The organism is Azorhizobium sp. AG788 (assembly GCF_943371865.1).
In the GTDB taxonomy this organism is placed as follows: domain Bacteria; phylum Pseudomonadota; class Alphaproteobacteria; order Rhizobiales; family Xanthobacteraceae; genus Azorhizobium.
Window position 1 is genome coordinate 1 of the sequence record NZ_CALRWL010000107.1, and the last position, 4,089, is coordinate 4,089.

A 4,089-nucleotide genomic window follows, 5' to 3' on the forward strand; every position below is an offset into this window, starting at 1 on the left:
GAGACCGTCGCAAACCTGGGGGGAGAATGGTACGGCGTGTCCGGATGGTAGCGGTCGGGGGCACGATGAAGTGGCGGGTCATGGTTGAGGTGACGGGCGGGGATGGTGCGGTGACGCGGCACGTGATCTCCGAGGATGAGCGCACCGAAGTGGGTCAGGCGGCGACGCCCGGGCTGAGCTTGGCTGAGGGAAAGGCAACCCTGTCCGGCCTGCAGCGCGTCCTGGTCACCGCGCAGGCCGATGCGCACTGTCGCCGCCGTCGCCGGTGCAGCCACTGTGGGGCATTGCGCCCGCTCAAGGACCACCGCACCCGCAAATTTGAACCGCCCCGGGTTTGTCGGAGGCCATTTGGCTTGAGTCACGCCGCCATGGCGACGTCCTCAGTTTGAGCATAGTAGCGCGCTTCGGCCTCGGCGGGCGGAATGTTGCCGATGGGTTCGAGCAGGCGCCGGTTGTTGAACCAGTCCACCCATTCCAGGGTGGCGAACTCGACAGCCTCCAGGGTGCGCCATGGCCCGCGGCACCGAATCACCTCGGTCTTGTAGAGACCGTTAATGGTCTCGGCCAAGGCGTTGTCGTAGGAATCGCCGACGCTGCCCACGGAGGGCTCAACCCCAGCTTCGATGAGACGCTCGGTGTAGCGAATCGCAACGTATTGCGATCCCCTGTCGGAGTGATGGATGAGACCGCTGCCCTTGGCGGGCCTGCGGTCGTGAAGCGCCTGCTCCAGGGCATCCAAGACGAAGTCGGCGTGGGCGGTGGGCGACACCCGCCAGCCGACGATGCGGCGGGCGAATGCGTCGATGACGAAGGCTACGTAGACAAAGCCCTGCCATGTCGACACGTACGTGAAATCCGCCAACCACAAGGCGTTCGGGCGTGGCGCCTGGAACTGGCGGTTCACCCGGTCGGCGGGACATGGCGCCGCCCGGTCGCTGATCGTGGTGCGGATCGTCTTGCCACGCGTGGTCCCCTTCAGACCCATCTGGCGCATCAGCCGGGCCACTGTGCAGCGCGCCACGTCGACGCCCTCCCGCCCCAACTGCCGCCACACTTTCCTCACCCCGTAGACCTGGAAGTTCTCATTCCAGACCCGCCGGATAGCCAAACTCAGCTCCGCGTCGCTTCGCGAGCGGGCCGGCGCCTTGGACGGATCGGCCCGCCGCGCGGCATGGGCGCGGTAAGTCGACGGGGCGATCGGCAGCACCTTGCAGATCGGCTCGCCCCCGTGAACGGCGCGGTGTGCGTCGATGAAGGCGATCATTTCTTGAACGGGCGGTCGAGCTCCGCCTGGGCGAAATACGCCGACGCCTTGCGCAGAATCTCGTTCGCCTGGCGCAGCTCCCGCACCTCACGCTCCAGCGCCTTAATCCGCTCCTGCTCGTCCGTCGTCGGGCCGGGGCGCTTGCCCTGGTCGCGCTCGGCCTGCCGGACCCAGCCCCGCAACGTCTCGGGATTGCAGCCGATCTTCGCCGCGATCGAGCTGATCGCAGCCCACTGCGAGGCATGCTCGCCTTCGTGCTCGAACACCATCCGCACCGCGCGCTCGCGGACTTCAGGGGCGTATTTGGGTGATGCCTGTTTCGTCATGATGACCCCAGTCTCTCAGAAGATAGGGCCTCCGGGAAACCCGGAGCGGTTCACGCCGTCGCGGCGCAGACGCTTGGTGAAGACAATTTTGCCCGCCGCGTCAACGCCGTGAACCTGAAACACCGTCTTGGCCAAATCAAGGCCGATGATCGTGGGCTGCATGGGAAAGGTCTCCGCTTCCAGAGGGCCGATCCCCTTCAGGTGGGGGCTTTCACCAGAAGCGGGGAGCGTCCATCCCATCAACGCCCCGTCCCCGCGTTCCGGCCAGGACGTGGGTCTCGGCCCCACCGAGGCGGGTTTTTGGGTGGGAAAGCGCCCCAGAAGACTGGAATCTTTCAGAAATTCTGATTTTCTTACGGAACTCCCGGGCATTTCAATGCACAGGTGTGATCCAAATTTTCACCCTTGCCCTGTCTGGACGCCGTTCTATGGTCGAGCCGCAGTCGAACGTCTGATTGACAACCAAAAGTCGCGATTGATGCCGCCAGTCACAGCCATCAGCCAAGTCGGCGACGCTGACCTGTGCCGATGGCCCACCGCTGCGTCGTGTCCGCATGCCTGCCAGAAATCCGCATGAAATCCGCGAGCGCGCCAACGCAGGCGTTGCACCCCTGTAGCCGCTGATGTGACCGCGATCTGCTGTTGCTGCCGCCCTGAAGACCATAGGCTGAACCGCGCCAAGGCGCTGAAAATCCTAAGAAGCGGCCATCCCGTGTCGCTTCCGATTGAGCCGTCAGTCGCTGAAGCCGTGATCTATTCGCCAGCCTTGGCCACGTCATGATCTCACTGATCAGCAGAGACTGTTGATCAAGATCGCTCGGCGACGAAGGCGTCGCGCCGCGATTTTTTCAGGTCACCCGACTGACCAGAAACTACGCGCATGGGTGGTGGAGTGCCGCCAACAAGGCTCCGCTGAGAGGGATGAATGGCCGCCAGCCAGACGCAGGAGGGCGTCATGGGCGGACTGTTTGGAAGGCAGCGCACCACCGTTGCACCACCGTTGCACCACCGTCGCACCACCGTCGCACCACCGTCGCACCATCCGTCGCAACGGGAGCAACGCTTAGCAACAGTCGCACCATGGGAGCACAGCATCGAGCAACGGACGTCACCACGTCGTCGCACCGACCCGTGCAACGGCGTCGCACTACCCGTCGCAATGGGAGCAACGGCCGATGCAGTGGACGTAGCAACGCGGCGTGGCGTTGATGGGGTGGACGTCCCCGCTTCTGGTGAAAAACCCCACCTGAAGGGGATCGGCCCTCTGAAAGCGGAGACCTTTCCCATGCAGCCCACGATCATCGGCCTTGATTTGGCCAAGACGGTGTTTCAGGTTCACGGCGTTGACGCGGCGGGTAAAATTGTCCTCACCAAGCGTCTGCGCCGCGATGGCGTGCTGACATTTTTCGCCAACCTGCCGACCTGCGTCGTCGGCATGGAGGCGTGCGCCACCGCGCATCACTGGGGCCGTGAAATCACCAAGCTCGGCCACACGGTGCGCCTGATGCCGCCGCAGTATGTGAAACCCTAGTGTAGCCGCTGTCCCGCTGCCAAGCCCGGCGCCCGGTCTCGGCGATCGCCTGGATGTGCCGGTCACGCTGGCTTGGCGCCGTCAATGCCGTGTCGCTGGGGACGGCGTCAACCCGCGGCGGCACGATGACGTCGGCGGCGGGATGGCGCTCATGCACGGCGGCATAGACGGTGGTCGTACGATCGTACGCGCCGTCTCCCCCTCCGTGCCAATGAAGATGGGCTCTTGGCCAGCATCCACAGCCATTAGCAGCGAACCCTTGCCGATCTCCCGTGGGGGAGTTGGCGCGTCCGCCTGGTCTTGGGCGTGCGCAAGCTGTTCTGCGACAACGCCGACTGCCCGCGCCGGATCTTCACCGAGCGCTTGCCGGACATCGTCGTACCGTGGGCTCGTAAAACGTTGCGGCTTGACGAAAAGCTCACCGCCATCGCCGTGGCGCTGGGCGGCTCCGCCGGCGCCCGGCTCAGCCGGGACCTTGGCATGCCAGCGGCGCGCAATACGCTGCTGCGCCTGATCCGTGCCGCGCCGCTGCCATCCGGCGCGATCCCGGCGGTTCTTGGGGTCGATGACTGGGCGTTGCGCAAGCGTCATACCTACGGCACCGTGTTGATTGACCTGGAGCGGCGATGGCGGGTCGCCCTCCTGCCCGACCGCGAGGCGGACACCCTGGCGCAGTGGCTGAGCGATCATCCCGGGGTTGAGATCATCGCGCGGGACCGCGCTGGAGCCTATGCGGAGGGAGCCCGTCGCGGAGTGCCGCAGGCCGTGCAGGTCGCCGACCGCTTCCATCTGGTGCAGAACGTTGCCGGGGTTCTAGAAAGTACCCCTCCGCCGAGTGCCGCCTTGTGAGGGCACTGGAAAGCTGAATCATGGGGTCTGTCCCTATGGCTATCCCTATGGCAGACCCTATGACTATCCAACGCGTCGAGGTGATCACGGGCCAGGAGCGGCGACGGCAGTTCAGCGAC

1 protein-coding gene, 5 pseudogenes and 1 other annotated feature are annotated in these 4,089 nt (G+C 65.1%); of the genes and pseudogenes, 3 read left to right on the forward strand and 3 right to left on the reverse strand.

Features of this window, described 5'->3' with window-relative positions; all coding sequences use genetic code 11:
* Positions 1–65 precede the first annotated feature (65 nt).
* Positions 66–314, forward strand: a pseudogene (locus AAG816_RS27510) (ISKra4 family transposase); the annotation flags it as partial.
* Positions 315–358: 44 nt separating this feature from the next.
* Here the strand turns inward: AAG816_RS27510 and AAG816_RS27515 are convergent.
* Positions 359–1,590 (reverse strand): IS3 family transposase gene (locus tag AAG816_RS27515; RefSeq protein ID WP_341992906.1). Its coding sequence is split into 2 segments (ribosomal slippage): positions 359–1,296 and positions 1,296–1,590, totalling 1,233 coding nucleotides; the frame shifts between segments, so codons are not numbered across the junction.
* Positions 1,190–1,306 (reverse strand) — a sequence feature (AL1L pseudoknot). (Overlaps the previous gene by 117 nt.)
* A 57-nt stretch (positions 1,591–1,647) precedes the next feature.
* Positions 1,648–1,752, reverse strand: a pseudogene (locus AAG816_RS27520) (IS110 family transposase); the annotation flags it as partial.
* Positions 1,753–2,875: 1,123 nt separating this feature from the next.
* On the opposite strand from AAG816_RS27520, the pseudogene AAG816_RS27525 reads away from it, so the two are divergent.
* Positions 2,876–3,118: pseudogene (locus AAG816_RS27525) on the forward strand (IS110 family transposase); the annotation flags it as partial.
* Positions 3,119–3,134: 16 nt separating this feature from the next.
* On the opposite strand, the pseudogene AAG816_RS27530 reads toward AAG816_RS27525, so the two are convergent.
* Positions 3,135–3,317, reverse strand: a pseudogene (locus tag AAG816_RS27530) (IS5/IS1182 family transposase); the annotation flags it as partial.
* A 68-nt stretch (positions 3,318–3,385) separates the two neighbouring features.
* Here AAG816_RS27530 and AAG816_RS27535 point away from each other — a divergent pair.
* A pseudogene (locus tag AAG816_RS27535) lies at positions 3,386–3,940 on the forward strand (ISL3 family transposase); the annotation flags it as partial.
* Positions 3,941–4,089: the final 149 nt, after the last annotated feature.